This is a genomic window from Syntrophus aciditrophicus SB (genome assembly GCF_000013405.1).
GTDB classification, from domain to species: Bacteria; Desulfobacterota; Syntrophia; order Syntrophales; family Syntrophaceae; genus Syntrophus; species Syntrophus aciditrophicus.
The window spans coordinates 354,615-378,296 of sequence record NC_007759.1; the positions used below are offsets into that span (position 1 = coordinate 354,615).

General features: G+C 54.3%; 19 protein-coding genes. 13 read left to right on the top strand and 6 right to left on the bottom strand.

Translation table 11 applies throughout. The features are described 5' to 3' along the window. Positions 1-263 precede the first annotated feature (263 nt). The 4 genes from SYN_RS01735 to SYN_RS01750 all read left to right on the top strand — a co-directional run bounded on the left by SYN_RS01735 (position 264) and on the right by SYN_RS01750 (position 9,493). A complete protein-coding gene (locus SYN_RS01735; RefSeq protein WP_011416272.1) occupies positions 264-3,245 on the top strand; it encodes an AIR synthase-related protein in 2,982 nt (993 codons plus the stop codon). 147 nt (positions 3,246-3,392) lie between these two features. Continuing rightward, positions 3,393-4,217: a phosphoribosylformylglycinamidine synthase subunit PurQ gene (locus SYN_RS01740; protein WP_041584602.1), complete on the top strand. Its 825-nt coding sequence runs from the start codon at positions 3,393-3,395 to the stop codon at positions 4,215-4,217. A 326-nt stretch (positions 4,218-4,543) separates the two neighbouring features. Further along, positions 4,544-8,272 (top strand): Eco57I restriction-modification methylase domain-containing protein, encoded by a 3,729-nt coding sequence (locus SYN_RS01745; protein WP_011416275.1) that lies wholly within the window; start codon positions 4,544-4,546, stop codon positions 8,270-8,272. Positions 8,273-8,428: 156 nt separating this feature from the next. Further along, the gene (locus SYN_RS01750) at positions 8,429-9,493 is read left to right on the top strand and encodes an HD-GYP domain-containing protein (protein WP_011416276.1); all 1,065 of its coding nucleotides are present in this window, start codon (positions 8,429-8,431) and stop codon (positions 9,491-9,493) included. A gap of 37 nt (positions 9,494-9,530) precedes the next feature. Here the strand turns inward: SYN_RS01750 and SYN_RS01755 are convergent, their stop codons facing one another. Beyond that, positions 9,531-10,172: a metallophosphoesterase family protein gene (locus tag SYN_RS01755; protein WP_011416277.1), complete on the bottom strand. Its 642-nt coding sequence runs from the start codon at positions 10,170-10,172 to the stop codon at positions 9,531-9,533. A 46-nt stretch (positions 10,173-10,218) separates the two neighbouring features. Then, entirely contained in the window at positions 10,219-11,730 is a 1,512-nt protein-coding gene (locus SYN_RS01760; protein WP_148202448.1) for a DegQ family serine endoprotease, read from the bottom strand. A gap of 449 nt (positions 11,731-12,179) precedes the next feature. Here SYN_RS01760 and SYN_RS01765 point away from each other — a divergent pair, with 449 nt between their 5' ends. Together SYN_RS01765 and SYN_RS01770 are read left to right on the top strand one after the other, a co-directional pair. Beyond that, positions 12,180-12,536 (top strand): hypothetical protein, encoded by a 357-nt coding sequence (locus SYN_RS01765; protein ID WP_011416279.1) that lies wholly within the window; start codon positions 12,180-12,182, stop codon positions 12,534-12,536. Positions 12,537-12,685: 149 nt separating this feature from the next. After that, positions 12,686-13,153: a hemerythrin domain-containing protein gene (locus SYN_RS01770; RefSeq protein ID WP_011416280.1), complete on the top strand. Its 468-nt coding sequence runs from the start codon at positions 12,686-12,688 to the stop codon at positions 13,151-13,153. Between the two features lie 92 nt (positions 13,154-13,245). Here the strand turns inward: SYN_RS01770 and SYN_RS01775 are convergent, their stop codons facing one another. From SYN_RS01775 to SYN_RS01790, 4 genes are all read right to left on the bottom strand, one after another. Further along, a complete protein-coding gene (locus SYN_RS01775; protein WP_011416281.1) occupies positions 13,246-14,274 on the bottom strand; it encodes a zinc-dependent alcohol dehydrogenase family protein in 1,029 nt (342 codons plus the stop codon). A gap of 160 nt (positions 14,275-14,434) precedes the next feature. Beyond that, on the bottom strand, positions 14,435-15,142 hold the full coding sequence (locus SYN_RS01780; protein WP_011416282.1) for a hydroxyacylglutathione hydrolase family protein: 708 nt from the start codon (positions 15,140-15,142) through the stop codon (positions 14,435-14,437). After that, positions 15,135-15,599 (bottom strand): Hsp20/alpha crystallin family protein, encoded by a 465-nt coding sequence (locus SYN_RS01785; protein WP_041584603.1) that lies wholly within the window; start codon positions 15,597-15,599, stop codon positions 15,135-15,137. Before SYN_RS01785 ends, SYN_RS01780 begins: the two co-directional genes overlap by 8 nt. A gap of 13 nt (positions 15,600-15,612) precedes the next feature. Next, positions 15,613-18,087 (bottom strand): Lon protease family protein, encoded by a 2,475-nt coding sequence (locus SYN_RS01790; protein WP_011416284.1) that lies wholly within the window; start codon positions 18,085-18,087, stop codon positions 15,613-15,615. 306 nt (positions 18,088-18,393) lie between these two features. Here SYN_RS01790 and SYN_RS01795 point away from each other — a divergent pair, with 306 nt between their 5' ends. The 7 genes from SYN_RS01795 to SYN_RS01825 all read left to right on the top strand — a co-directional run bounded on the left by SYN_RS01795 (position 18,394) and on the right by SYN_RS01825 (position 23,616). Beyond that, positions 18,394-18,597 carry a DUF6485 family protein gene (locus SYN_RS01795; RefSeq protein ID WP_041585248.1) on the top strand — a complete coding sequence of 68 codons (204 nt, stop codon included), beginning with the start codon at positions 18,394-18,396 and terminating at the stop codon, positions 18,595-18,597. A 309-nt stretch (positions 18,598-18,906) separates the two neighbouring features. After that, complete coding sequence (locus SYN_RS01800) at positions 18,907-19,866, top strand: hypothetical protein (RefSeq protein WP_011416287.1); 960 nt, start codon at positions 18,907-18,909, stop codon at positions 19,864-19,866. A gap of 54 nt (positions 19,867-19,920) precedes the next feature. Further along, entirely contained in the window at positions 19,921-20,439 is a 519-nt protein-coding gene (locus SYN_RS01805; RefSeq protein ID WP_011416288.1) for a hypothetical protein, read from the top strand. Between the two features lie 95 nt (positions 20,440-20,534). Continuing rightward, positions 20,535-20,783, top strand: a complete 249-nt coding sequence (locus tag SYN_RS01810; RefSeq protein WP_041584605.1) for an acyl carrier protein — start codon at positions 20,535-20,537, stop codon at positions 20,781-20,783. Between the two features lie 66 nt (positions 20,784-20,849). Next, positions 20,850-21,860 carry a 3-oxoacyl-ACP synthase III family protein gene (locus SYN_RS01815; RefSeq protein WP_011416290.1) on the top strand — a complete coding sequence of 337 codons (1,011 nt, stop codon included), beginning with the start codon at positions 20,850-20,852 and terminating at the stop codon, positions 21,858-21,860. 24 nt (positions 21,861-21,884) lie between these two features. Then, positions 21,885-22,892, top strand: coding sequence for a 3-oxoacyl-[acyl-carrier-protein] synthase III C-terminal domain-containing protein (locus SYN_RS01820; protein WP_011416291.1), 1,008 nt, complete (start codon positions 21,885-21,887; stop codon positions 22,890-22,892). Positions 22,893-22,956: 64 nt separating this feature from the next. Next, positions 22,957-23,616 (top strand): hypothetical protein, encoded by a 660-nt coding sequence (locus SYN_RS01825; protein WP_011416292.1) that lies wholly within the window; start codon positions 22,957-22,959, stop codon positions 23,614-23,616. Positions 23,617-23,682: the final 66 nt, after the last annotated feature.

Below are 23,682 nucleotides of genomic sequence, written 5' to 3' on the forward strand. Positions count from 1 at the left end.
AGTCATTGTGAAAGGCGGCTCCGAGTTAATTAGAAAGGCGTGAATTGATTTCTTTTTGCCCGCATTTCAGTAAAAGCTCAGATGCCGTTCCCTCTATGTGCAGGATGGTCCTAAGATCCTGTTCCTTATGGAAATCCGCATTTTTCTCTGTTGCATTATGCAGTCATGTATTGTACGTAAACTTCTCTTTCAGAGACCAGGTGAATGAGTCCGTTGAAAAAGCATGATGAAGCGCATTGAAATAATAAAAGTGAGAAAAGAAAATGATCAGCAGGATTGAGATCGGTTTTCTCCCCGGGGTGAGAGACGCCCTGGGAGAGAAAACCCGGCGCAGGATCTTCCACGATCTTCATCTTTCCGTGGAAAATGTGGAAACGATCGAGGTCTACACCCTGGAAGGGGATTTGACGGACGAGTTATTGGAACGTATTGCCGCCGGGCCGTTTTCGGACCCGGTCATTCAGCGGTACGCCGTCAACAGAAGTCTGGCTTTTGATTTCGACTGGCTGATCGAAGTGGGCTTCCGGCCCGGCGTCACAGATAACGTCGGCCGCACCGCGACAGAAGCGGTCCGGCTGCTCCTGGAGAAGGCGGCCAACGGCGGCCTGAAGGTTTATACCTCGCGGCAGTACCTGCTCAAGGGAAAGTTGACCCGCCGGGAAGTGGAAGACATTGCCTCCGGACTGCTGGCCAATGAGCTGATCCAGAGATTTGAAATTATTGACGGCCGGACCTGGAAATCCGGGGAGCCTGTGAAACCTTACGTCCCCAGGGTCATCGTTGCGGATCAGCCCCGGACGGAATATGTCGATCTGCCCGATGACGACGCTGCCCTGCAGGAGATCAGCGGCAGCCGCGTTCTGGCCTTGACCGTGGAAGAAATGCGGATTATCCGGAATTATTTTCAGGATGAGGCTGTGCAGCGCCGGCGCCGGGAGGCCGGAATCGGCGAAGGGATCACTGATGTGGAACTGGAGTGTCTGGCCCAGACCTGGTCGGAGCACTGCAAGCACAAGATCTTCAACAGCCTGATCACCTATGAGGATGAGCATGGCAATTCCCGGGTTATCGACTCCCTCTTTAAAAGCTGTGTCAAGGGGTCGACCAACGCCATACGCGAAGAGCTGGGCCCGGAGGACTGGTGCTTATCCGTTTTTGTGGATAACGCCGGAATCATCAAGTTCAATGACGAATACAACCTGGTTTTCAAGGTAGAAACCCATAATTCGCCCTCCGCCCTCGATCCTTATGGCGGCGCCCTGACGGGCATCGTCGGGGTGAACCGCGACCCCTTCGGGGCCGGAAAGGGAGCGAAGCTCATCTTCAACACGGACGTCTTCTGCTTTGCCTCTCCCTTCTATGACCAGCCGCTGCCGCCTCGCATTCTCCATCCCCGGCGCATCTATGAAGGGGTGCGGGAAGGAGTGGAGCATGGGGGAAACAAGAGCGGCATTCCCACCGTCAACGGCTGTCTCGTTTTCGATGAGCGCTTTCTCGGAAAACCCCTGGTTTACTGCGGAACGGGGGGGATCATGCCCGCCCGGATCCTGGGCGAACCGTCTCACATCAAGGAAGTCCAGCCGGGGGACATCGTCGTCATGACCGGCGGACGCATCGGCAAGGACGGCATCCACGGAGCGACCTTTTCCTCGGAGGAACTTCATGAGGGTTCCCCTGTGACGGCCGTCCAGATCGGAGACCCCATCACCCAGAAGCGGATGACCGATTTTCTCCTGCTGGCTCGAGATCAGGGGCTCTACCGGGCCATTACCGACAACGGCGCCGGCGGTCTTTCATCGTCCGTGGGCGAGATGGCCAGTCTGTCCGGCGGATGCGAAATCGACCTGAAAAAGGCGCCTCTGAAATACGCGGGGCTTCATCCCTGGGAAATCCTGATTTCCGAGGCCCAGGAGCGGATGACCCTGGCGGTGTATCCGGACAAGATCGACGCCTTTCTGAACCTGGCGGCCAAAATGGGAGTGGAGGCAACGGTTCTGGGTCGTTTCACCGATTCGGGAATGTTTCATGTATGCTACGGCGAGCAGACAGTGGCCTTTCTTGATATGGAGTTTCTCCACGAAGGGCTGCCCCAGATGAAGTTGAATGCCCGCTGGACGCCGCCGGCTTTCCCGGAGCCCGATTTTCCCGAGCCGGCCGATCTGGGACGCGCTCTGAAAGAGATGCTGGGACGACTGAACATCTGCAGCAAGGAATCCGTTGTCCGGCAGTATGATCACGAAGTTCAGGGGGGGAGCGCCGTCAAACCTCTGGTGGGAGCTGCCGATGATGGACCGGGAGATGCCGCGGTGCTGCGTCCGATCCTGGAATCCTTCGAAGGGATCGTTGTGGCCAGCGGTATCTGTCCGCGCTACAGTGATATCGACACTTATGCCATGGCCGCATGCGCCATCGATGAGGCAATCCGGAACGCTGTGGCCGTCGGGGCTTCATTGCGCCGGATGGCCGGGCTGGACAATTTCTGCTGGTGTGACCCCGTGGAGTCGGAAAAAACACCGGACGGACGCTACAAACTGGCCCAGCTGGTCCGGGCCAACGAGGCTCTCTACGACTATACCCGGATTTACGGGGTGCCCTGCATCTCCGGAAAGGACAGCATGAAGAACGATTACATGATCGGAGGAACAAAGATCTCCATTCCCCCGACGCTGCTCTTTTCCGTCATCGCCAGGATGGACGACGTGCGCAGGGCGGTGACGATGGATGCCAAACAGCCGGGGGATCTCGTTTACGTCCTCGGGGAAACGCGGAAAGAGCTGGGCGGTTCGGAATGGTATGCCCTGAACGGCTTCGTGGGCAACAGTGTGCCGCGGGTTGATGCCCGTAAAGCCCGCAGCCGCTACGAGGCCCTGTGCGGTGCGATGGAGGCCGGACTGGTCGCTTCCTGCCATGACTGCTCCGATGGCGGTCTGGGGGTAGCCCTGGCGGAAATCGCTTTCGCCGGCGGTCTGGGAATGGCCGTCGATGTTTCCCTTGCGCCGTCGGCGGGAATTACGAGGAATGACGATCTGCTCTTTTCCGAATCCCAGAGCCGGCTGGTGGTGACGGTGTCCCCCGCTGATCGGGAAGCCTTCGAATCAATGATGGCCGATTCGGAAATGGCCTGTATCGGTCGAGTCACCGTGGAGCAGACCTTTGTGGTGACCGGATTGCAGGGCCGCGTCATTATCGAGGAAGAGATTGCCTCCCTGAAAGAGGCCTGGCAGCAGACGCTGCGGGAGATGTAAAAAAGTTCAATATTCAATGGGAGAGGACGGGGTTTTCCGCTGGGAAATAGAAAGTAGAACGCTGTGAGACAGGTTGTTTGATAACCAGACACCGCTCCGATGACGGGGTCGCTGAAAGAAAACAAGGAACAGGGGAAGTTAAGAACAATGCCGCAACGGGTAAAATCCATGGTCATTACGGGAAACGGGACGAACTGCGAGATGGAGATGGCTCACGCCTGCCGTCTTGCCGGTTCCGATGAAGTGGACATCGTCCATATCAGCGACCTGATCAGTGGGGAAAAGCGTCTCGATGATTATCATTTTCTCAATCTGCCCGGAGGGTTTGTCGACGGCGACGACCTCGGTTCCGCCAAGGCCAATGCCAACCGCCTGCTGCATGTCCGCATCCGGGGAACGGAAGAGCGGCTTTACGATTCGCTGCGCCGTTTCATCGCCGATGGCAAACTGATTCTGGGGGTCTGCAACGGTTTCCAGCTCATGGTCAAGCTGGGACTGCTGCCCGGTTTCGATGGCGACTATGCGACACAGACCGTAACACTGACCTATAATGACTCCGGAAAATTCGAGGATCGCTGGGTCTATCTGAAACCGGATCCCTCTTCCCCCTGTGTGTTCACCCGGGAGATGGAAGGAATTTATCTACCCGTCCGGCATGGGGAAGGAAAGCTGGTGCCGCGGGACGAAGGGATCCTGAAGCGGCTGCACGACCAGAGGCAGGTCGTTCTTCAATACAGCGATTCATCCTTCCGGGAGGCTGTGATGGCCTATCCGCAGAATCCCAACGGCTCTACAAACGCCATCGCGGGCCTCTGCAATGAAACGGGACGTCTTTTCGGTCTGATGCCGCACCCGGAGGCCTATCTGCATGCAACCAACCACCCCCGCTGGACCCGCGAGAAACTGCCGGAAGAGGGCCAGGGGCTGCAGATCTTCCGCAACGCGGTAAACTTTCTCCGCCGGGAACTATAGTTTGACTTGATCGGGTTCAAATCTTTTCCCCCAGTATCAGGTAGCTGTGTCTGTCTGGAAGTTCAATGCAGGTCGGTTTCTCCGCAATAGACTCCTTCAATCAAGGTGATGATCGATGCAGATTCGGATGGCGCTTTTCCGAATCTGACGCTGGATTTCTGCTTCCCTGCAGATGGACAAACTGTGACAGATTTTGACTTTGTATTGATTTAACAGGTTCCAAACCGTTCCTTGAATTTGTCGGCACAGAGATGCTGTGCCGATTTCCTGATACCCGACAGGGTCGTCCGCATGTAATCCGTTTTCAGTGAAAGGAACTGCCGCAAATGAACTACCAACCGCTGTTCAGCATTTCTCTTCTGGCCTCCCACTGGGAGAATGAATTCAGGATTTTTCAAGACTCCGTTGAAGCTCAGGTGCTGCTTGAGCGCCTTAAAATCTGGAATGAACGCCGAAGGCTCAAGGAAACCGCCACCGATGCCGCCTTCATATCATTGTTTTTCCGGGACATCTGGGGTTATTCCCTGCAGGGCGAGAGTGGCGATGGCTATCAGTGCTATCCTCAATTTCCGATTGCCCGGGCGGGGCAAATGGGTGGCGTGGGCCAGGCTGATCTGGCGCTCGGCCGTTTTGGCGAAGCCGGGATGCCGGACATCCCTCAGGTGCTTTGCGAGTTCAAGGACATGCGCTCCGGACTGGATCAACAGCAACACCGGAAGGGTAACGATCGCACACCTGTAAGACAATGCCTGGATTACCTGCGGGAAGCCAGGGCATCCCTGACCGGCCATGAACTGGTCGAGCCGGCATGGGGTATCGTTACCGATACAAACGAATTCCGACTCTACAATCGCGTAAAAGGGGAAGCCCAATGCCAGCGTTTCGTGATCTCTCCCGCACCCGGTGAAGAAGCCGAGTCCCTTCTCAATAATACTGAATCCGCGGCCTTCCTGCGGTTCCTGTTCAGTAAAATCTTTTCCTCCGCCGTCCTCCTTTCCGAACGTGGTCCCGCACCGCTCGAAGTTTTACTGAAAGAGCAATTCGTCCGGGAATCGGCCCTCGAACGGGACTTTTACATTGAATACAAGGCGTATCGTGAATTCGTTTTTAAAAGCATCGTCGAAGCCAATCCGGGATTCTCCGGAACCAGGGGCAAGCTGGTACGGTTGACCCAACGATTCCTTGACCGCTGCCTCTTCATCATGTTCTGCGAGGACATGGGAAAGGCCCTCGAGTTTCCCGGGGATCTCCTGAGAAACGTCCTGATCGATCTCAGCCGCGACGCATACTACAATCCCGAGGATTCCATCCCCTGGGAGCGGGTCAAAACCATCTTCCGGACCATGCGCGACGGAGGAAGGGTCGGCGACCACCTCATTAAGCGTTTCAACGGCGGCCTGTTCGAAGAACTTCCCGATCTGGAAAACCTGAATATTCCCGCCAAGGTCTTCTGTGTCAGGAACCAGGGAACAGGTGGGGCGGAAACTCTGCTCGCCCATCCCCTGACCCTGCTCTTTTTCTGTGCCAAGTACAATTTCGGCATCAAGAATGCGGCACACGAGCGGATGATCGATTTTTACGCCATCGGCCGCATCTTCGAACAATCGATCACCGAACTGGAAATCATGGAGGCCGAAGCCGACGGCAGGCCGTCCATCAATCTTCTTTCCCAGCGCAAGCGGGACGGCGTTTACTATACCCCGGAATGGGTCACGGCCTATATCGTGGAAGAGACGGTGGGCGCGCGGCTTCGGGATATTAAGGGCGAACTTGACCTGACCGAGGAAAAGCGTCCGAATGATGAGCAGATCGAAGAGTACCGCAAATTTTTAGCGGACAGACGCCGAACCGCGAAGGCAGCCGGTGCCTGGCTGCAATCGCTGCAGGCCTACCGCAGGCGGTTACGTGAGTTGAAGGTCGTCGATCCCGCCTGCGGTTCCGGCGCTTTTCTCATTCAGACGCTGGAAAGGCTCAAACGGGAGCATCGCTGGGTGGCCGATGAGACAGACCGCATTGTTGGGCTGGCAGAGTTATGGGACCAGGATGTGGTCATCAACGATATCCTGGCCAACAATCTGCACGGTGTGGACCTCAACGCCGAGTCCGTGGAAATCACCAAACTGGCGCTCTGGATGCACACGGCGTCGGCCGGCAAGCCCCTGTCGAGCCTCGACAGGAACATCCGTTGCGGCAACAGTCTGGTCGGCCCGGACTTCTATGCGAATCGGCAGCCGGACCTCTTCAGCGAAGATGAACGGGAGCGTATCAATGCCTTCGACTGGAAGGAGACGTTCCCGGGAATATTTGACCAGGGCGGCTTCGACTGTGTGATCGGCAACCCGCCCTATGTCAAACTGCAGAATTTCCGCCGGGTTCAATCGTCCGTTGCCGAATATCTGCTGGAGGCCCGCCGTGCCGACGGCGCCCCCTTGTATGCAAGCACCCGGACGGGCAATTTCGACCTGTATCTTCCCTTCATCGAAAAGGGACTGGATCTTCTACGGCCGGATGGGCGCATGGGCTACATTGCCCCCAACGTCTGGATGATGAACGAGTACGGCAGGGGGCTGCGCGCCGTTGTCAAGCGGAACCGCCGCCTTGACCGCTGGGTCGATTTCAAGAGTTTTCAGGTTTTCGACGAAGCCATCACCTACACGGCCCTTCAATTTTTCCGGGGCCGTTCGGTTGATGCGCTTCGCTGTTCCTTTATCCCCGACGGGGACATGTCCCGGATCGAGTGGCAATCCCCTGATGCTCGGATCTCCTATGAAGAACTGCCCGAAACCGAAGCCTGGAACCTGATGCCCGATGCCGAACGGAAGCTCATCGACCGTCTGAGAGAGACTTGCAAACCATTAATTGAGCGTTGCCGCGGGATATTTGTTGGGATTCAGACCAGCGCTGATGCCATCTACCACTTAATCCGTCTTGGACCGGGGCGATACCGGACAAAAAGCGGCATGGAGGTCCGCCTTGAGGACGCCATCATGCGTCCCCTCGTCTCCGGTGCTGAAGCCAAACGTTATCAATCCCCTCAGACCGATACCTGGCTCCTGTTTCCTTATGATATTTCCGGTGCGAGGCCGCGACTTCTAACAGAAAGCGAACTATCCAACCGTTTTCCCCTGGCCCTGGCTTATCTGAAGCAGCATGAACAGGCATTGAGAAACAGAGAAAGAGGCAGGATGAATATAGATGACGGTTGGTGGGCTTACAATTACCCTAAGAATCTGGATAAGCAGGAACATACCAAGCTATTGGTTGCCCAGACCGTTCCCAATCTGCGGGTTTCCTACGATTCAGAGGGAACGTTCTACTGCAACAACGTTCGAGTCAATGGCATCCTGCCGAATACTCCTGAGGGCGGCTGGTTTCTCCTTGGCATCCTCAATGCCCGCCCTGCCGATTTCATTTTTCGTCGCATTGCCAAACCAAAAGAAGGTGGATGGTTTGAGGCCAACAAACAATTCATCGCTCCCCTCCCCATTCCCGAGGCGTCGGATGAGGACAGGGCCGAGGTTGCCCGGCAGGCAAGGGAGTTGCAGCGGCTGCACACCCTCCGGCGCGATCTGATCGCCGGATTCGGCAAGCGGGTCAACGGCGACCAGACCGTTGTGGACAGGCGCAGGTCGACCTGGCTTTGCGCCGATGCCGACAGGTGGAAGGAAAAGCTTGCGGCCTGGGATGCCCTGCTCCGTCCCGGCGTGGAACTTGCCGTGGAAAATACGGACGATGAATTGCTCCTCAAGATCGGCGGCGAGACGGTACTGGAACTCTTTGATGTACCCGAGACGCCCTTTATCGCCGCCCAATGGCGGCAAGCCCTGCGTGATGTATCGGTAACGGCGGGCTTCAACGCCGGAAAGCTCTCCGATTTGCTGCTCAAGCTGCGGAAAAGTGACTCCCCCGAATTGAAAAAACGACTGATCGGCATCGATGACGAGATCAAACGGACGGAAGCCGCCATTATTCAAACGGAGAAAGTCATGAACAGCACCGTGTATCGATTGTATGGCATGACCAGGGAAGAAATACGCATGGTTGAGGCCGGGTGAGATTTTCTTCACTGATGCGTGACCTGCTCCCTGTCCTTACGAATAGTAGAGCTCGACCAATAAATAAATCGGCAGTTGCACCAGCAGGACGCCATAATCAGGAGGCAGTTAGCGAAGATGCGTCGGCCGGCAGGAAATGATTGAGGCGTTAATGCGATGAACAGCGGCGGATACATGGCCATCCCTCCTGGAGCAATCCTGCCGGAATCTCTACCGGAATTCAAAATATTCATGCGGAACAGGGAGGGAAAATATGTCCTCTGGGCAGCGGACGGCAACAGGGTTACCGTTGCGCAACTCGCAAAACTCTCGGAAAGCGGCGTTCAAGACGTATTTGTCGATATCGAAGAGTCGTTTAAGTACGAACAGTATCTTGAGGCCAACCTGGGGAAAATCCTCGACAATCAAGGGATAACGGTCGACCGGAAAGCAGCGATATTCAGCAGGGTGTCCACAAATGTCGTGAAAGCCGCCTTTGAAACTTCCCTCAAGTCCGGCGCCATGGGTATGGAGACGCTGCAGCGGACACAGAAAATGATCGAGAATGCCATGAAATTCATAACGGATTCCAACTCCCTTCCCGCCCTGGCCAAGATGATAGGCCATGATTACGAAACCTATGAACATGCAATGAAAGTCACCTGGTGGACCGTGGCATTTATCAGCGAAAATCCGGAGATCCTGACATATTGTCAAAAAGATGAGATATCTGATGCAGAGCAGATATCGGAAACGCTGAGGTCATGCGGTGTCTGCGCCCTGTTGCACGATATCGGAAAGGCTTATGTCCCTCAAGAGGTCATCAATAAAAACGGCCCTCTTACTGAGATCGAATGGGAGATCATGAAGCGTCACCCTCTCAGCGGCCTGGCGATGCTTCTGGATTCGGAACTGCCCGCGTTCGTCAAGAAGGCCATTGTGCAGCATCATGAGGATTTTGACGGCGGCGGCTATCCCATGAATCTGGAGGGAACGAACATAACCGTCCTTGCCCGCGTGCTGAGGATTATGGATGTCTTCGATGCCATGACCTCCCGCAGGCCGTATAAAGATCCTCTGTCTCCCATGAAGGTGATTCAGATCATGATCGGAACGCCGTCGCATCCGGAGGATAATGCCGAACCGGCACAGGATCCTCGGGATCGGGGGATGGGCCGGTGCTTTGACCATGAACTGCTTGGAAAATTCATAATATTTATCGGGAATGTAAAACTGGATTAGGAAATCGACTGGGAGTTTCGCGCAGAAAGATAAAGAGCTATACCTGATAGAACCGCCCGTCCGGAAGTCGAACACAGGTCAGTTGTCCCCCGTAGACCGCCCCCGTGTCGATGCCGATTTTATTCTCCATCAGAAAAGGCCGAGGAAAAGGCGTATGGCCGAACACCACGACCCTGGGAAAATCGGCATGGGAAAGGAAAAATTCATCCCGGATCCACAGCAGATCGTGAGGATCCTGCTGTTTCAGAGGAATGCCGGGCCGCAGCCCGGCATGGACAAAAAGAAAATTTCCGGCTTCAAAATAAAGGGGAAGCGTCTTTAAAAAATGAAGATGCGCATCCGGCAGTCTGGCTGCATATCCTTGATCTGTTTTCTTCATCCCGTAGGATGAGAGTGTGTTCCGGCCGCCGTTCAGCAGAAACAGAGGTCCGTTTTTCTGTTCCAGATAGAAGTCGAGAAACATCTCCTCGTGATTGCCCCGGAGGCAGACCACGGTTTTCATCTCTTTTTTCAGCTCGAGGATGAAATCCAGGACGCCTTTCGAATCAGGCCCCCGATCGATATAATCGCCGATAAAGACCAGGGTGTCCTGATTCCTGTCGATGTCCAGCAGGGAGATCATCTCTTTCAGCTGGTCCAGACAGCCATGGATATCCCCGACAGCAAAGATCCGTCCCATCGATTGCCCTTGAATTCCCCGGTATTCGAGATGTCTCCCGCCTCGGCTATCCCGGCTCCTGTTCCTCTTCCTGTTCCGGCTTGGGATTTCCGTTTTCCTTTTCCAGAGTCACGAAAAAGGACGAGTCGCCGCGTTGAACGAGCAGCAGCCATGTGTTGTTTTCCGGCCCTCTGGAGAGGGCGTTCTGGTAATCCTTCAAAGTGCGGATACGGGCTCGATTGATCTGAAGGATGATATCCTGGATCTTGAGACCGGCATCATCGGCAGCCGAACCGGGACGTATTCTTGTAATAATCACGCCGCCTTGAACCTTGCGTCCCAGATTCCTTGCGATTTCCGGGGTCACCTCCTGAACGGTCATGCCGAGCTGTTGATGAACCGGTTCCTTTGCTGCGATCTCCCTGGCATCCTTACGCTCCCCGATGACGGCCGACAGCGTCATTTCCCGTCCGTCTCTCAAGGTCCTGACCTGCACCTTTTTCCCCACCTTCAGCGCAGCCACGATTTTCAGCAGATCCTTCGTGCTGGTGACGGGTTTGCCGTCAATCCCGATAATGATATCGCCTGCCTTCATACCCGCCTTATCACCCGGCTCGCCTTCCAGAACCTGACTCACCAGCGCGCCCTGCGAATTCTTCAGCTTCAGGTTCGCGGAAATCTCCTCGGTGATATCCTGCACGGTGATGCCCAGCCAGCCGCGGGTCACCCGCCCGCTGGTTTTCAGATCCTCAAGAATTTCCCTGGCCATGTTGATCGGAATCGCAAAGCCGATTCCCTGCCCCTGGGCCACGATGGCCGTGTTGATTCCCACGACCTCCCCAGCCATGTTGAAGAGAGGGCCGCCACTGTTTCCCGGGTTGATGGAGGCGTCGGTCTGCAGAAAATTGTCATAGGGTCCCGCTCCGATCACCCGTCCTTTCGCGCTGATTATCCCGGCCGTAACCGTATGATCCAGGCCGAAGGGATTGCCGATGGCGAAAACCCATTCGCCGACTCTCAACTTGTCGGAATTGCCGAGGGTGACGACGGGCAGAACCCGGTCCGCCTTGATTTTGATCAGGGCGATATCGGTGTTGGAATCCCGCCCTTTGACTTCGGCGTCATATTCTTTGCCGCTGGACAGTTTTACCCGGATCTTGTCGGCTTTTTCCACCACATGATTATTCGTGAAGATGTAGCCGTCGCTGGAAATGATGAATCCCGAGCCGAGACTCCGCTGTTTGAGTTCCCGTTCGGGAAGATCGTCGAAAAAGCGGCGGAAGAATTCATCGCTGCCGAAAAACCGGTCGAAAGGCGTTTCCCCGCCTGGGAGTCTTCGCGCTCCGGTTTTAATGACTTTGGTCGTGCTGATGTTCACAACAGCCGGACCGAGCTTCTCTGCCAGATCGGCAAAAGAAACCGGCGCGGCGGAGTCCGGAAGCACGTCACGCGCATGGGCTTCTCCCGAACCGGATAGCGGCGCCCACGCCGGACATGGGAAGGCGGGCATCATAACCCCGGCCATCATAATGAACATCAAAATTACTGAAAACACTTTCTTTCGACGTTTCAATGTCATGGTAAACAACCCCCCTGTTTTTAGAATTGATTTTTTTCAGAATGCCGCAAAGAGTATTTCCCGGTTAAACGCATTCCCGACTACAAGCTTGGGTTGAAATTAATCATAGATTCAACCTTTTGTCTATTTTGTTTTTCCTGGCGCCGTTCTTGAACTTGACCCGAACCTGCGACAGTCGCTGGTCGGCCTGCGATCACGGGTGAAAAACCCGCGTTTATCCATTTCCTCCTAAAGACCGGGAATTACGGAACATTGAAAGCATAGTGATGACAATAAAATCTACATTCAGAAAAAAACATGTTATAATTATTTAAAATAAAAATCTGGAATGCGGCGATCAGGGAAACTGCCGTTTTCCCATTGTGCGCATATCCAGTGGAACATCGGGATTTCGTTGGGAATCAGATGACTGAACAGCAATTTTCAACTCAGACGAAAGGAGGCATGTTATGGCGATGCTGCAAATGAACGAGGCTGAAGCTGCGGAAACCCGTGAAATGCTGAAGGCTGTCATTAAACCGCTGGAACGGCAAATAGCCGCTGTGGATCTTGGGCGTAGAGATTTTCGTCAGTTTCTTAAACATCGACGAGCCCTTGTCGATGACTGGCTGAAGCAGCTTGAGAAATCGACGAACCTCGAGATGACCGACGAGGATGCGAAAGAAGGCGTTGCGATGCTGAAGGATGCCATTGTACCGCTGGAGCGATCGATTGCCGCTACCGATCTGGGACACAGGGACTATCGTGAGTTTCTTAAAAAACGGCGATCCCTTGTCGACGTGCTGTTAAAGCGTCTTGAAAAGTAATCAATCCGGTCTTCAAAAAATAACAGAAAAAAGATAGCAGGGCGAAGCATTCGGGGGGCCATGACGGGCCCCCTGAGACTGTCCGGAGGCGTCAAAGCGCTCCTGCTTTAATAAAGGGCTACCGGGGTTGAAGGACGGGAGGTTCAAAGATGGAACTGAAGGTTCCCCAGACACTCAGGCTGGAACATGTGGAACTGCGTGAGGAGCTTTACGCCCTTACAAAGGAAGACAATGATCTCGGCATTGCGGCCCGTGACTTGATGGAGCTTTTTTATATGCATGCCATCAAGGAGGAAGAGAGGGTCCTGCCTGCCCTGGAAGCCCTGCCCTTCCTCGCTGAGGGAAAAATTACCGATTCGATGAGATTCCTGAAGGACATTGCCGATGACCTGAAGGGAGGGCTCTATGGTGAACTCTTTGAGGATCACAAGGCCATCGTGGCGTCACTGAAGAATATTGCGCAATCGGCTCTTGACCAGGGCCGGAAGGAAGTGGTCAAATTTGTCGAGCGTTTTATTCTGCATGCCCAGATGGAAGAAGAAATCTTTTATCCGGCGGCCCGGATGACTGCAGATTATTTTCAACTCCTGATGAAGTGCCGGACAGATTCTGATTAATGGGGTTATAATCGGGCCTCGATGTCTTTATTGCTGCGGCGGGTCGGTCTTTCCTTCCCGCCGCCTTGAAATCTTCCCTGTTCTGAAAGAGATTATTTCATAATCAGAACTTTGCCGCCCCTGACTTTTCCTTCCTTCAATTCGGCCAGCGCCCGATTCGCCTCTCGCAATTCATATTCCTGAGTTTCCGGATGAAGGGGGATCTCTGCGGCCAGTTCCAGAAATTCCCGGATATCCTGACGGGCGACATTGGCCACGCTCTTGATTTCCTTTTCCAGCCAGAGATGATCGGGATAATCCAGATTCAGCAGTTCGCTTTTGTCTCCTTCCTCTTTGCGGATGGCATTGATGACCAGCCGTCCGCCCTTTTCGAGGTTCTTCAGGGCTTCGACGATGGGTTTCCAGGCAGGCGTCGTGTCAATGACGGCATGGAGCTTCCGGGGCGACGGATCTGTCGTGCTTCCTGCCCAGACGGCGCCCAGTTGACGGGCAAAATCCCTTTCTTTTTCACTTCGAGCGAATACATAGACGTCGGTATGGGGATAGCGGCGCCGGACCATTTTCAGGACAAGATGTGCCGAGGCCCCGAACCCCGTCAACCCCAGATTCTGGCCGTCTTCCAGTCCCGTCAGCCGTAATGACCGGTAGCCGATGGCGCCTGCGCAGAGAAGCGGCGCGGCCTCGGTATCCGTGAAGCGTTCGGGAACAGGGTGGGCGAACGCTGCGGGAACGACCATGTACTGAGCGTAGCCACCGTGGACATCCCGGCCGGTCGCCCGGAAGTCTGTACAGAGATTTTCCAGCCCCTTCCGGCATTCCCGGCATTGTCCGCAGGAAGAATAAATCCAGCCGACGCCGACACGGTCGCCGATCTGGTATTCCGATGCACCGGCGCCCTTTTTTTCAACCCTGCCGACAACCTGATGTCCAGGGATGACGGGGAACCGTGGGGGAGGCGTCCGACCCTCGATTTCATCCAGTTCCGTATGGCAGATTCCGCATGCGGAAACACGGATGCGGATTTCTCCCGGGCCGGGTTCGGGGATCGGGAGTTCGACCGGCTCCAGAGGGGTCCAGGATTCCCTGTATTTAGAAAGGCCTTTCAGGATCATGGCTTTCATGAGATCGATGCTTCTCCTTTTTCATCTGTAGTATTTACTGCACTTCGATGTCATGGCGCTTTCTTTGCCGGCTTCGTTATCGGCCCCTTGACGTACGTTCAGTACGCCTGTGTCGTCTCTGACTTGCCGCCCTGATATCATCTCTGATCTGGAAGTGGAATTATTCCAGACTCATGAGTGACTTCCAGCGCTCCTCCTCCGTGCCGCAGGGCAGCTCCATTTCCCGGAGAAGGCGAACGATGCGCCCCTCATTGAAACGCAGGTAGGGGTTGATCCGCAGTTCATCCGCCAGCGTGGAATAGACGTGGTTCGGATCGTAAACGGAAAGGAAGTCATCGATGGCGGGGTTGTCCGGTTCGAGGTGGCGGGCCATGGCGAGGGAATCCCGGACGTAATCATGTCCGGCGTAGATGACCGTCTCCGGAGGCAACGTCAGGATTTTCCTGATGGAGGAATAAAAGCTGTGGATATCGCCGGAAAAACAGTTGCCGACCGTTCCGTTGAACAGGGTGTCTCCGGTGAGCAGGATTGTGTCAGTGTGAAAGCAGATGGAGTCGCGGGTATGGCCGGGAGTGGCGTACACCTGGATAATTTTTCCCTCCAGTTCCAGCCGGCCAAGGACGGCGAGGGCCGCGCAGTCTATAAACCGCGCCCGGGAATATTTCAGCAGGGCTTCGTTTCCCGATGTGTGGTCATAATGGGAATGGGTATTTACCACCCATCGCAGTTCGAGGCGGCGCTTTTCCAGGAAGCTCAGGATGTCCTCCACGGCGCCCCCGTCGACTGCCATGGCGGTCCGGTCTCCAAAAATGAGGTAGCCCAGATTGTCAAAGGAATAGCGGAACTGCTCGACGGCAAGGTCATTCATGGGAAGCGCTTCCGCTTTCGGTTCGAATCCTGATCCGTTGAGTCGTTCGTTCTTTTTTGGGGAGCCTGATCTTCAGCAGGCCGTCGGCATAGGAGGCTTCGATCCCGTCGGTCTGAAGATCATCGGGCAGTCGAACGTTGCGAATGCTGGTCCGGGTGATGGTTTCTCTGCCCGCGGTTCTGTCCGAACCCGCCATGTGATTTTCCGTCTGCCGGATCTTCAAGGTCAGGCAGTTGCCCTGAACCGTCACCTCGATGTCTTCGGCGTTCAAACCGGGGAGTTCGATTGCCAGGACGAATTCCCTGTCGGTTTCAAAAACCCGTCCGTCAGCAAAGGACCCCACGGCGGGGATAAAATAACGGCTGATCAAGTCGCCGAAAAAAGAATCGAACAGCTCCTCCATCTGTGTTCTCAAGGTCACGAATTCGTTTCGTTCCCATACAATCCGGTTAAGCATAGACAAAAACTCCTCAGCAGCATTTACCCTTTGCCGGGGTGTTGTTTTTCTTTTCTTCCTCTTCTTCACCGAATTCCTTGAGGCCCCGTGCCAGCTCATCCAGTTTCTCGAGAACCCGGGCATGGATCGTCCCTTCCGGGTAGATGCCCTCAGCATCAGGTATTCCCGCCGCGACTCCGGTAAGCAGCTCGATTCCCTGATCGACGGTCTCGACCCGGTAGATGTGAAATTCTCCTCGAGCGACGGCTTCGATGACGTCCGCACGCAGCATGAGATCCTGCTCATTGCTCGCGGGAATCAGAACACCCTGCGTGCCGGTCAGCCCCCTGACCCGGCAGCAGTCGAAGAAGCCCTCGATCTTTTGGTTGACTCCGCCGATGGCCTGAATCTCGCCTTTCTGATTGACGGAGCCGGTTACGGCCAGATCCTGGCGGAGCGGACAGCCGGCGAGGCTCGACAGAATGGCGTAGATTTCGGTGGAGGAAGCGCTGTCCCCGTCCACGCCGGAGTAAGACTGTTCGAAGGCGATGCTGGCCGTCATGCTCAGGGGCTGTTTCTGCGCGTATTTTCGCCTGAGATAGCCGCTCAGGATGAGCACCCCCTTATTGTGCGTGTTTCCTGAAAGATCCGCCTCCCGCTCGACGTTGATCACCCCCGCCCGGCCCATGGAGGTCGTGGCGGTGATCCGGGTGGGCTTCCCGAAGGCGTAGTCGCCCAGCATGTAAACGGACAGGCCGTTGATCTGGCCGACGACAGATCCTTCCGTGTCGATGAGCAGGGTCCCCCGATCGATCATTTCCTGGATCTGTTCTTCAAGAAGATTGGAGCGGTATATCCGGGACGAAATGGCCTGTTCGACATGGCGGGCGGAAACGGTGTTCACGCTTTCCTGCTGCGCCCGGAAATCCGCTTCAACCAGCAGTTCCTGGATGCTGAGAAGGTGGGTGGTGAGTTTTTCCTTTCGTCCGGTCATGCGCACCGCCTCTTCAATGACGGCGGCTACGGCTGTCCGGTCGAAGGGTCGTAATTTATCTTCTTCGGATTTCAGACGGACATATCGGGAAATCTGCTGGATCGTTTCCTCCGTGGTGTTCATGGCGTTGGCGAAGTCCGCCCGGACCTTGAAGATCTTGCGCAAATCTTCATCGTAAGCGTTTAAAATATAATAAAGATAGGAGTTGCTGATCACCACGACCTTCAGATCCAGTTCGATCGGCTCCGGCGTCATCCCCGTCGACGTGAAGAGATAGAAGGGATCAAATGTCTGCGGCTCAAAGCAGTTGGACTTGAGCGCGCGTTTCAGGCCCTGCCACACGCCCGGTTCCAGGATGGCGTCGAGGAGATTGATCACAAGAAATCCCCCGTTGGCTTTCAGCAGGGAGCCGGCATGAAGGCGGCTGAAATCCGTCGTCCAGATGCCTGTACGGTCGACGACCCGTTCAATGGCGCCGAACAGATTTTTGAAGTTGGGATAATTTTCCACGATGATGGGCTGGGCCTGGGTGTCCCCGTTGTCCACGAACAGATTCACCTGGTAAGGCTGGAAAGGATTGCCCTGGGAGAAGGGGATGGGCACGCCCGCCATAGTCGGCTGCTGAGGCCCCATGCGGAAGGCGATCAGGTTGTCTGCCATATCATCCGTCATTTCATCCAGATAGGTATGCACCTTGGGATCGTCGTATTTCTTCTTCAGTTCATCCGCCGGATTGATGATGCTTTTCAGAAAGACGTAGCGATCCATGTCTTCCAGTTGCTTCTGCACTTCCCTCTGCATGTCCCGGATTTCAAGAAAAATACGGTCCACCTGTTCCGTGAGCTGATGATGCTTTGTCTTGATCACCTCAAATTTTTCCCGGGGGTACTCGCCTCGCTCCACGATGGTTTCCAGCTTTTCCATGGGGGTCGGCTGATCGTTGACGATGGGCATGACCACCGGACGGGTTATCTGGCCTATCTGGACCTGGACGATGGCGAACCCTTCCTCCTTGACGCGGGCATCCAGATCCTTGAAAAACTGTTTCCCCTTTTCTTCGTACTTTTCGAGGATTTCCTTCTTCATCGTGAGATAATCCTCGCTCTCAAACAGCATGGGGACGTCTTTTTTCAGGTTTTCCACAAAGGAATGGATATCATCCCGGAACTGCCGCCCCATCCCGGCTTTGAAGCGGAGCAGCCTGGGCGCCTCCGAGTTCTTGAAGTTATAAACGTAGCAGAGGTCGTCGGGAATGAGCTCCTTGCTGGCCATTTCCTCCAGGATTTTAAGCACCGTGGTCATCCGGCCCGTGCCGGCGGAGCCGGTGACGAACATGTGGTAACCCTGTTTCCGGACGCCCAGTCCGAAGCGGAACGCTTCGAGGGCCCGGTTCTGTCCGATGATCTCCTTCAGGGGATCGAGTTCGGTAGTGGTTTCAAAGGGGAGTGTCTGGGGGTCCAGTTTCCAGCGAAGTTTTTCCGGCGGTATGGCTAAAAGAGACTGAAGATCTGACATGGCTTCTCAACATCCTTTCGAAAGATTAAGAATTCCAAAAAAGATTACCCTGCTTCAGTGATGTCCTCTGTTATCCCTTTCTTTTTCAGTGTGCGTTCAACCTGCGTAAATAGAAGTTATTTTGATTTATGCTACCAGATGTCCGCCATAAAAACAATCTGAACATCGGGGGTTATCGCCCTTCATCCTCTCAGGCTTGACAAAGAGGAACCGTTTTTTTAAAGTCTTATAAACATTGATTCCACAGGAAAAAGAAAATGTTTCCCTTTTTCCGTCATGAAGGGTCAAGAGAATAAGGAGGAAAAAATGGAATGTAAAAAGGAAGAAAACCTGGTGTCCTGCCTGTGCACTTATTATTCCTGCTCCCGGAAGGGGGTATGCTGCGACTGCATCCGTTATCACCTGAAAAGCCGCCAGCTTCCCGGCTGCTGTTTTTCCAGAGACGCGGAAGCGACCTATGACCGCTCATTCGAGCATTTCGCGCGTCTCGTTCAGGAAGGAAAAGTCTGATCCGGGAGAATTTGCTCTCCTCCTGATTGTCCCTCTCTTTTCCTGAATCTATTAGAACCATCTAATCCTTTGGACCATACCAAAATAAGGTGTTGCGCCGGATATAAATCCTACAATACCTGATACCCCCTGCTGGAATCTCATAGTATCATCAAATCACTTTAATTTATCTTTCTTAGATAAGTGAGGATCTGGATTAGTCCACAACCAGGAGAACCTCCCCTTCCAAATTTCGAAACAGAGAGGAGGTTTAAAATGATTATCAGACGGGATTCCGAACTCATGTAATTCAGAAAGCGGAGCTGTGCCATGAATGCTGATATCTTTGCGGAATGGCTGCGTCGTCAGGGATATAAAGTAGCTCGAACCCCTTCCAGCTACTGGTACGAAGCAAATGCGAAAGTCTATCAGGCCTTCCCCTATCACTGGGTCATTCAACCGAGTGAGGAGGAGCTGTCAGCCCTTCTGCGGCAAAATCAGGCCATCGCCCTGCGCTATTCCGCGCCGATTGACAACCCCTTGGGCTGCGTCAGCTATCATGCCGTAATCGACGAGCCCGGCTATGCCCTGGAAAAGCTGGATCGAAGATCGCGGCAGAATATCCGCACGGGGCTGAAGAACTGTACCGTGGAGAATATTTCCCTGGAGCGTCTGGCGGAGGAAGGCTGGGAACTGGAGTCGGATACGGCCGACCGTCAGCAGAGGGAAATCGCCTCGAGCCAGGAAACCTGGCGCCGGCGGTATCTGTCCGCTGCGGACCTTCCCGGTTTCGAGGCGTGGGGAGCCTTGGTAAACGGCCGCCTGGTCGCGTCGCTTCTCGGCTTTCAATGCGGGGATTGCTTCGAACTCATCTCTCAGCAATGCCACCGGGACTTCCTGAACATCCGCGTCAATAACGCCGTGAGTTTCATTGCCACTCAGAACGTCAATAATCGGCCGGAAATTAAATCCATTTTCTATACGCTGCAGTCTCTCGACGCGCCGCCCAGTGTCGACGAATTCAAATTCCGGATGGGATATAGCGCCAAACCGCTGCGGCAGAGAGTGGTTTTCCATCCCTGGATACCCACTGAGGCAAATGGATTGACCCACGCCATTCTTGTGAAACTCCTGAAAAGAGATCCCAGCAGTCGCCTTTTAGCCAAGGCGGAAGGAATGCTCCGATTCTACCGCCAGGGTCTGCTGCCCCTCGCAGAGCAGGAATGGCCCGGCTGTCTGGCTGAGGCCAGAGAAAAAATCCTTCATCGTTCCTATGCGGACCAGGTCTGAAAAAAGGTCGTAATTCAATCTGACAGTCGACTCCTTCGCCCTGAAAAAAACATCATGAAAGAATCAAGTAATTGCCAGATACCCTGCCTGCCTGAAATGGCTGAAGGGGAAGCAGCGGTCGGTCCGCAGCCTTTTATCATGGTTGTCAAAAGGAAGCTGGCCAAGCCGTGGAATTATTGTTTCAAGAACAGGCTGAAAAAATATTTTGCCTTCTTCCGCAAAGGGGGCGGTGCGCCTGTCGAGATAAACACGTCTTCCGGCTTGAAGGCGGGAGACCTTGTTCGTGTTCGCCCCCCTGAGGACATCAAGGGGTCGCTTGATTCCTTTAATGAGCTCAAGGGATGCGCCTTTCTCGAATCCATGTGGCAATACTGCGGGACGACGCAACGGGTGCTCAAGCCCCTGGAGAAATTTCTGGACGAGCGTGATTACAAGGTTAAAAAATGCAGAGGAATCGTCATTTTAGAGGGGGTCATCTGTAACGGCACCCCGGTCTTCGGCCGCTGCGACCGTTGCTGTCATTTGTTCTGGAGAGAAGAGTGGCTGGAAAAGATCGGTGAATCAGAGAAATAACGAATTCATTATTACAATGACTCCGCAGACCTGAAACGGAGGATAAAATTCATTGTTCGAGACAGGCATGACCAATCGAATCAAGGAGGATGGACATGGTGGATAAACTGAAGATCCGGGAATTCATTCAAACGGAAATCATGAAGAAGGGGGATCTCTCCGGAGTGAAGGACTCGGATTCACTCATTGAATCCGGGATCATCGACTCCCTCGGCATACAGATTCTGCTGGAATACCTTGAAAAGTCATTTTCCGTATCCATCAGCGATGATGAGCTGGTTCCGGAAAACTTCGAGTCAATTGACGCCATCGCGGAGTTCATCGGCAAGAAGCAGGCGGGTTGACCCAAAACCGGGCGGATTTCGATCCTCTCCGCAGCCGAAGAAAATTAAACTCTATGGGTACATATCATGACTGACAAGAAGAGCGTCTCATCATCAGCCGTGGGCATCGTCGCGATGGCCTGCTGTTTTCCGGAAAAGATTCTGCCGATAAGCGAGATCTGCCTGCAGGAAGGGATCGACCCCGACTTCATCCTTGAAAATGAACTCGATATCGGACAGGTCCGTGTTTTTGAAGGGGAGTGGCGGTCGGATCCGGCGGTTGCCGCGGCGAAGGAGTGCCTGTCACGGGCCGGCCTGAAGCCGACGGATATCGATGTGATCGTTGACTTCTCCGTTCTGCCGCAGGATTACGTGGTCCCCGCCTGGAGCATGAGCAATAAAATTCAGTATGATATCGGGGCCGAGCACGCATTCAATATCGGATTCGGCGGCGGAGGCGTCACGAATCTGCTGGCAGCCTTCAAGTTCGTGTCGGCGCTGATCAAGGCCGATGACGGCGTCAGAACCGCGCTGCTGATTGCCAGTGATGTATCCATCCCCCGGAACAGGGTCATCAATCCCGATCAGCCCATGACGATCCTCGGCGATGGCGCGAGCGCCCTGATCGTGTCCGACAGCGCGGACGTTCTGGAAATCCTTGAAACCGAAATTTCTTCCGACAGCTCCAGGCACGATGTCTTCAACATCCCCGGCGGCGGTCTGGCACATCCGGACCGTATCGATCTGTATCGGGTGAAGATCGATCCCCTCAAATATTCGGTCTCTTCCTCTTTCGACGCCCTGAAGCAGCTGAGCCGCAAGGCCGCTGATCTGGCAGGAATATCTCTTGATGAAGTGAATCATTTCATCGGACCGAATATCTCCGGAAAAGATCAATCCCGGTTTGCAGAACTGTTTCATCTTTCCGACGCCGATCCGTTTGGAAAGAACAGGCGGCAGTATGGACACGTGCAGGCAACGGATCTTGTAATCAATCTCTCGGATTTTCTGGAGAAGCAGGCTGGGCGGATGAGGGAATTCGGGCTCGTGTGTTCCCATGGGTGGGGACATTCGAGTGGAGCAATGCTGATTAAATGACCACGTGAATGAAGAGGAACGGATATGGATATTGGCATCCTGGCTGAGGCCTATTACCTCCCGCCGAGCAAAAAAAAGGTTCAGGACATATTGGACGCAGAGAACATTCCTTTCGGGACCTTCGCAAAAAATGTCGATTTCCGGCGTGACATAGGAATTGAAGAGGTCCACGTCACGGACGAAATGCCTTCGGAAGTGGCTGTGAAAACCGCAAAAAACGTTATTTCGAAAAGCGGGATATCCGGGAGTGAAATCGACCTCATCATTGATTTCACGAGTCTTCCTCAGGATTACATCGGTCCGACATGGTCGGCGGCCGGGCTTGTTCAGGAAGCGATCGGCGCGGATCGGGCTTTCTGCACGGCGCTCACGGTGGGGGGCTGCGCCAGTTATCATTTCGCGATGCGATCGGCCCTTGCCCTGATGCGCAGTGACGAAAAGATCAATACGGTTCTTCTGGTCGCGGGAGACAGAACCCCCGACCTCAACAAAACCTATTATCCCATAACCGTGGCCAGTGATGGAGGAGGGGCCCTGATTCTGAAAAAGGGATGCGACCGGGCCGTCATACTGGGCATTGAAACCATTTCGATCGGACGCCTGCACGACGTGTGGTATGTCCCGGGGCTGGGCAGGAAAAAGCCGGATGAAGAGGCATCGGAAACCCTGATCCATATGTACTGCAATATGAAAAAGTTCAATGAAGGAGTCATCATCAGGAATTTTTTCATGTTCAGGAAAGTCATCAACAAGCTGTTGAGCAGGATCGGCATGACCATGGATGACATCGATTATTTTGTTTATCCGACCTTCTCGACATGGGATCAGAAGTACTTTTGTGAAGCCTTGAATATTCCCCGGGAAAAAGTATCGACAGAGGGACTCCGTCACCGGGGACATGTTCAGGAAAGCGACATGGTGATCAATTATGCCCGCGCTGTGGAAGACGGCGCCATCAAAAAGGGCGACATCGTCATGGTGGTTTCCAACGGTGCGGGTTTCGCGTGGTCCGCGGTCGTCGTCAGGCATTAGGGTGGGCGCATCGGGTTCAGACGCCCCTATCCGGAAGTGAAAAGCGAGAGAAAGGAACTCAGCGATGTTTGAGTATACTCGCATGAGACTGATGCAGGCCCGCGAATTTGTCGCAACCAAGGGGCTGTCACAGTATTTCAGAGAAAGGGTATATGTTCAAAGAAAGGCGATCGCCGTCCGGAAAGATCTGGCGGAAGCCCGATTTACCGCTGACCTGTTCGAGCGCGGCGATGTCCGGTTTATCGAGGTCACTCCAGAGAATTCTTTCGAACGTCATGGCGGATATGTGGATGAAAGCCGGAAATTGAAGGCGTTGTATTACCTTGAACAGGGATATCGGGGTTACGCCCTTGTCCGAGGCAGAAATATCATCGGAGACATCTGGTATTATGCTCCTGATCAGGCGGGCTGTGCGCGTGTCCATCCTGATTTGTACTGGCTGGGAATCGAACTGGGGCCGGGCCAGGTGTATGAATTCGACATCTATTTCACGCCGGATGAAAGAGGGACCGGTTTATCCGCCGGTTTGCAGAACAGCGCCGGGTATTCGCAATGCCAGAAAGGATATTCTACTGCTTTTGCCTATTACTGGGCCGATAATGTGCCGGCGATCTGGAATACCCGGGTGATCAACAAATACAAAGAATGGAAGCATATTAAAGTCAGCCGCTGTTTTCTTTACCCAGGCAGTCTGCGATTACTGCTCCGGCAGCTGAACCTGTAGGCTCCCGCGAGGGAGTTTTTCCGTATTCTGTCGGCTGTGGCAAATGCCGGGGCTTCGGTTTGCTGG

What these genes read in the sequence shown, in the direction of transcription:
- SYN_RS01735 (WP_011416272.1), top strand. Translation starts at nt 264, where the DNA reads ATGATCAGCAGGATTGAGATCGGTTTTCTCCCCGGGGTGAGAGACGCC.
- SYN_RS01740 (WP_041584602.1), top strand. Translation starts at nt 3,393, where the DNA reads ATGCCGCAACGGGTAAAATCCATGGTCATTACGGGAAACGGGACGAAC.
- SYN_RS01745 (WP_011416275.1), top strand. Translation starts at nt 4,544, where the DNA reads ATGAACTACCAACCGCTGTTCAGCATTTCTCTTCTGGCCTCCCACTGG.
- SYN_RS01750 (WP_011416276.1), top strand. Translation starts at nt 8,429, where the DNA reads ATGAACAGCGGCGGATACATGGCCATCCCTCCTGGAGCAATCCTGCCG.
- SYN_RS01755 (WP_011416277.1), bottom strand. Translation starts at nt 10,172, where the DNA reads ATGGGACGGATCTTTGCTGTCGGGGATATCCATGGCTGTCTGGACCAG.
- SYN_RS01760 (WP_148202448.1), bottom strand. Translation starts at nt 11,730, where the DNA reads ATGACATTGAAACGTCGAAAGAAAGTGTTTTCAGTAATTTTGATGTTC.
- SYN_RS01765 (WP_011416279.1), top strand. Translation starts at nt 12,180, where the DNA reads ATGGCGATGCTGCAAATGAACGAGGCTGAAGCTGCGGAAACCCGTGAA.
- SYN_RS01770 (WP_011416280.1), top strand. Translation starts at nt 12,686, where the DNA reads ATGGAACTGAAGGTTCCCCAGACACTCAGGCTGGAACATGTGGAACTG.
- SYN_RS01775 (WP_011416281.1), bottom strand. Translation starts at nt 14,274, where the DNA reads ATGAAAGCCATGATCCTGAAAGGCCTTTCTAAATACAGGGAATCCTGG.
- SYN_RS01780 (WP_011416282.1), bottom strand. Translation starts at nt 15,142, where the DNA reads ATGAATGACCTTGCCGTCGAGCAGTTCCGCTATTCCTTTGACAATCTG.
- SYN_RS01785 (WP_041584603.1), bottom strand. Translation starts at nt 15,599, where the DNA reads ATGCTTAACCGGATTGTATGGGAACGAAACGAATTCGTGACCTTGAGA.
- SYN_RS01790 (WP_011416284.1), bottom strand. Translation starts at nt 18,087, where the DNA reads ATGTCAGATCTTCAGTCTCTTTTAGCCATACCGCCGGAAAAACTTCGC.
- SYN_RS01795 (WP_041585248.1), top strand. Translation starts at nt 18,394, where the DNA reads ATGGAATGTAAAAAGGAAGAAAACCTGGTGTCCTGCCTGTGCACTTAT.
- SYN_RS01800 (WP_011416287.1), top strand. Translation starts at nt 18,907, where the DNA reads ATGAATGCTGATATCTTTGCGGAATGGCTGCGTCGTCAGGGATATAAA.
- SYN_RS01805 (WP_011416288.1), top strand. Translation starts at nt 19,921, where the DNA reads ATGAAAGAATCAAGTAATTGCCAGATACCCTGCCTGCCTGAAATGGCT.
- SYN_RS01810 (WP_041584605.1), top strand. Translation starts at nt 20,535, where the DNA reads ATGGTGGATAAACTGAAGATCCGGGAATTCATTCAAACGGAAATCATG.
- SYN_RS01815 (WP_011416290.1), top strand. Translation starts at nt 20,850, where the DNA reads ATGACTGACAAGAAGAGCGTCTCATCATCAGCCGTGGGCATCGTCGCG.
- SYN_RS01820 (WP_011416291.1), top strand. Translation starts at nt 21,885, where the DNA reads ATGGATATTGGCATCCTGGCTGAGGCCTATTACCTCCCGCCGAGCAAA.
- SYN_RS01825 (WP_011416292.1), top strand. Translation starts at nt 22,957, where the DNA reads ATGTTTGAGTATACTCGCATGAGACTGATGCAGGCCCGCGAATTTGTC.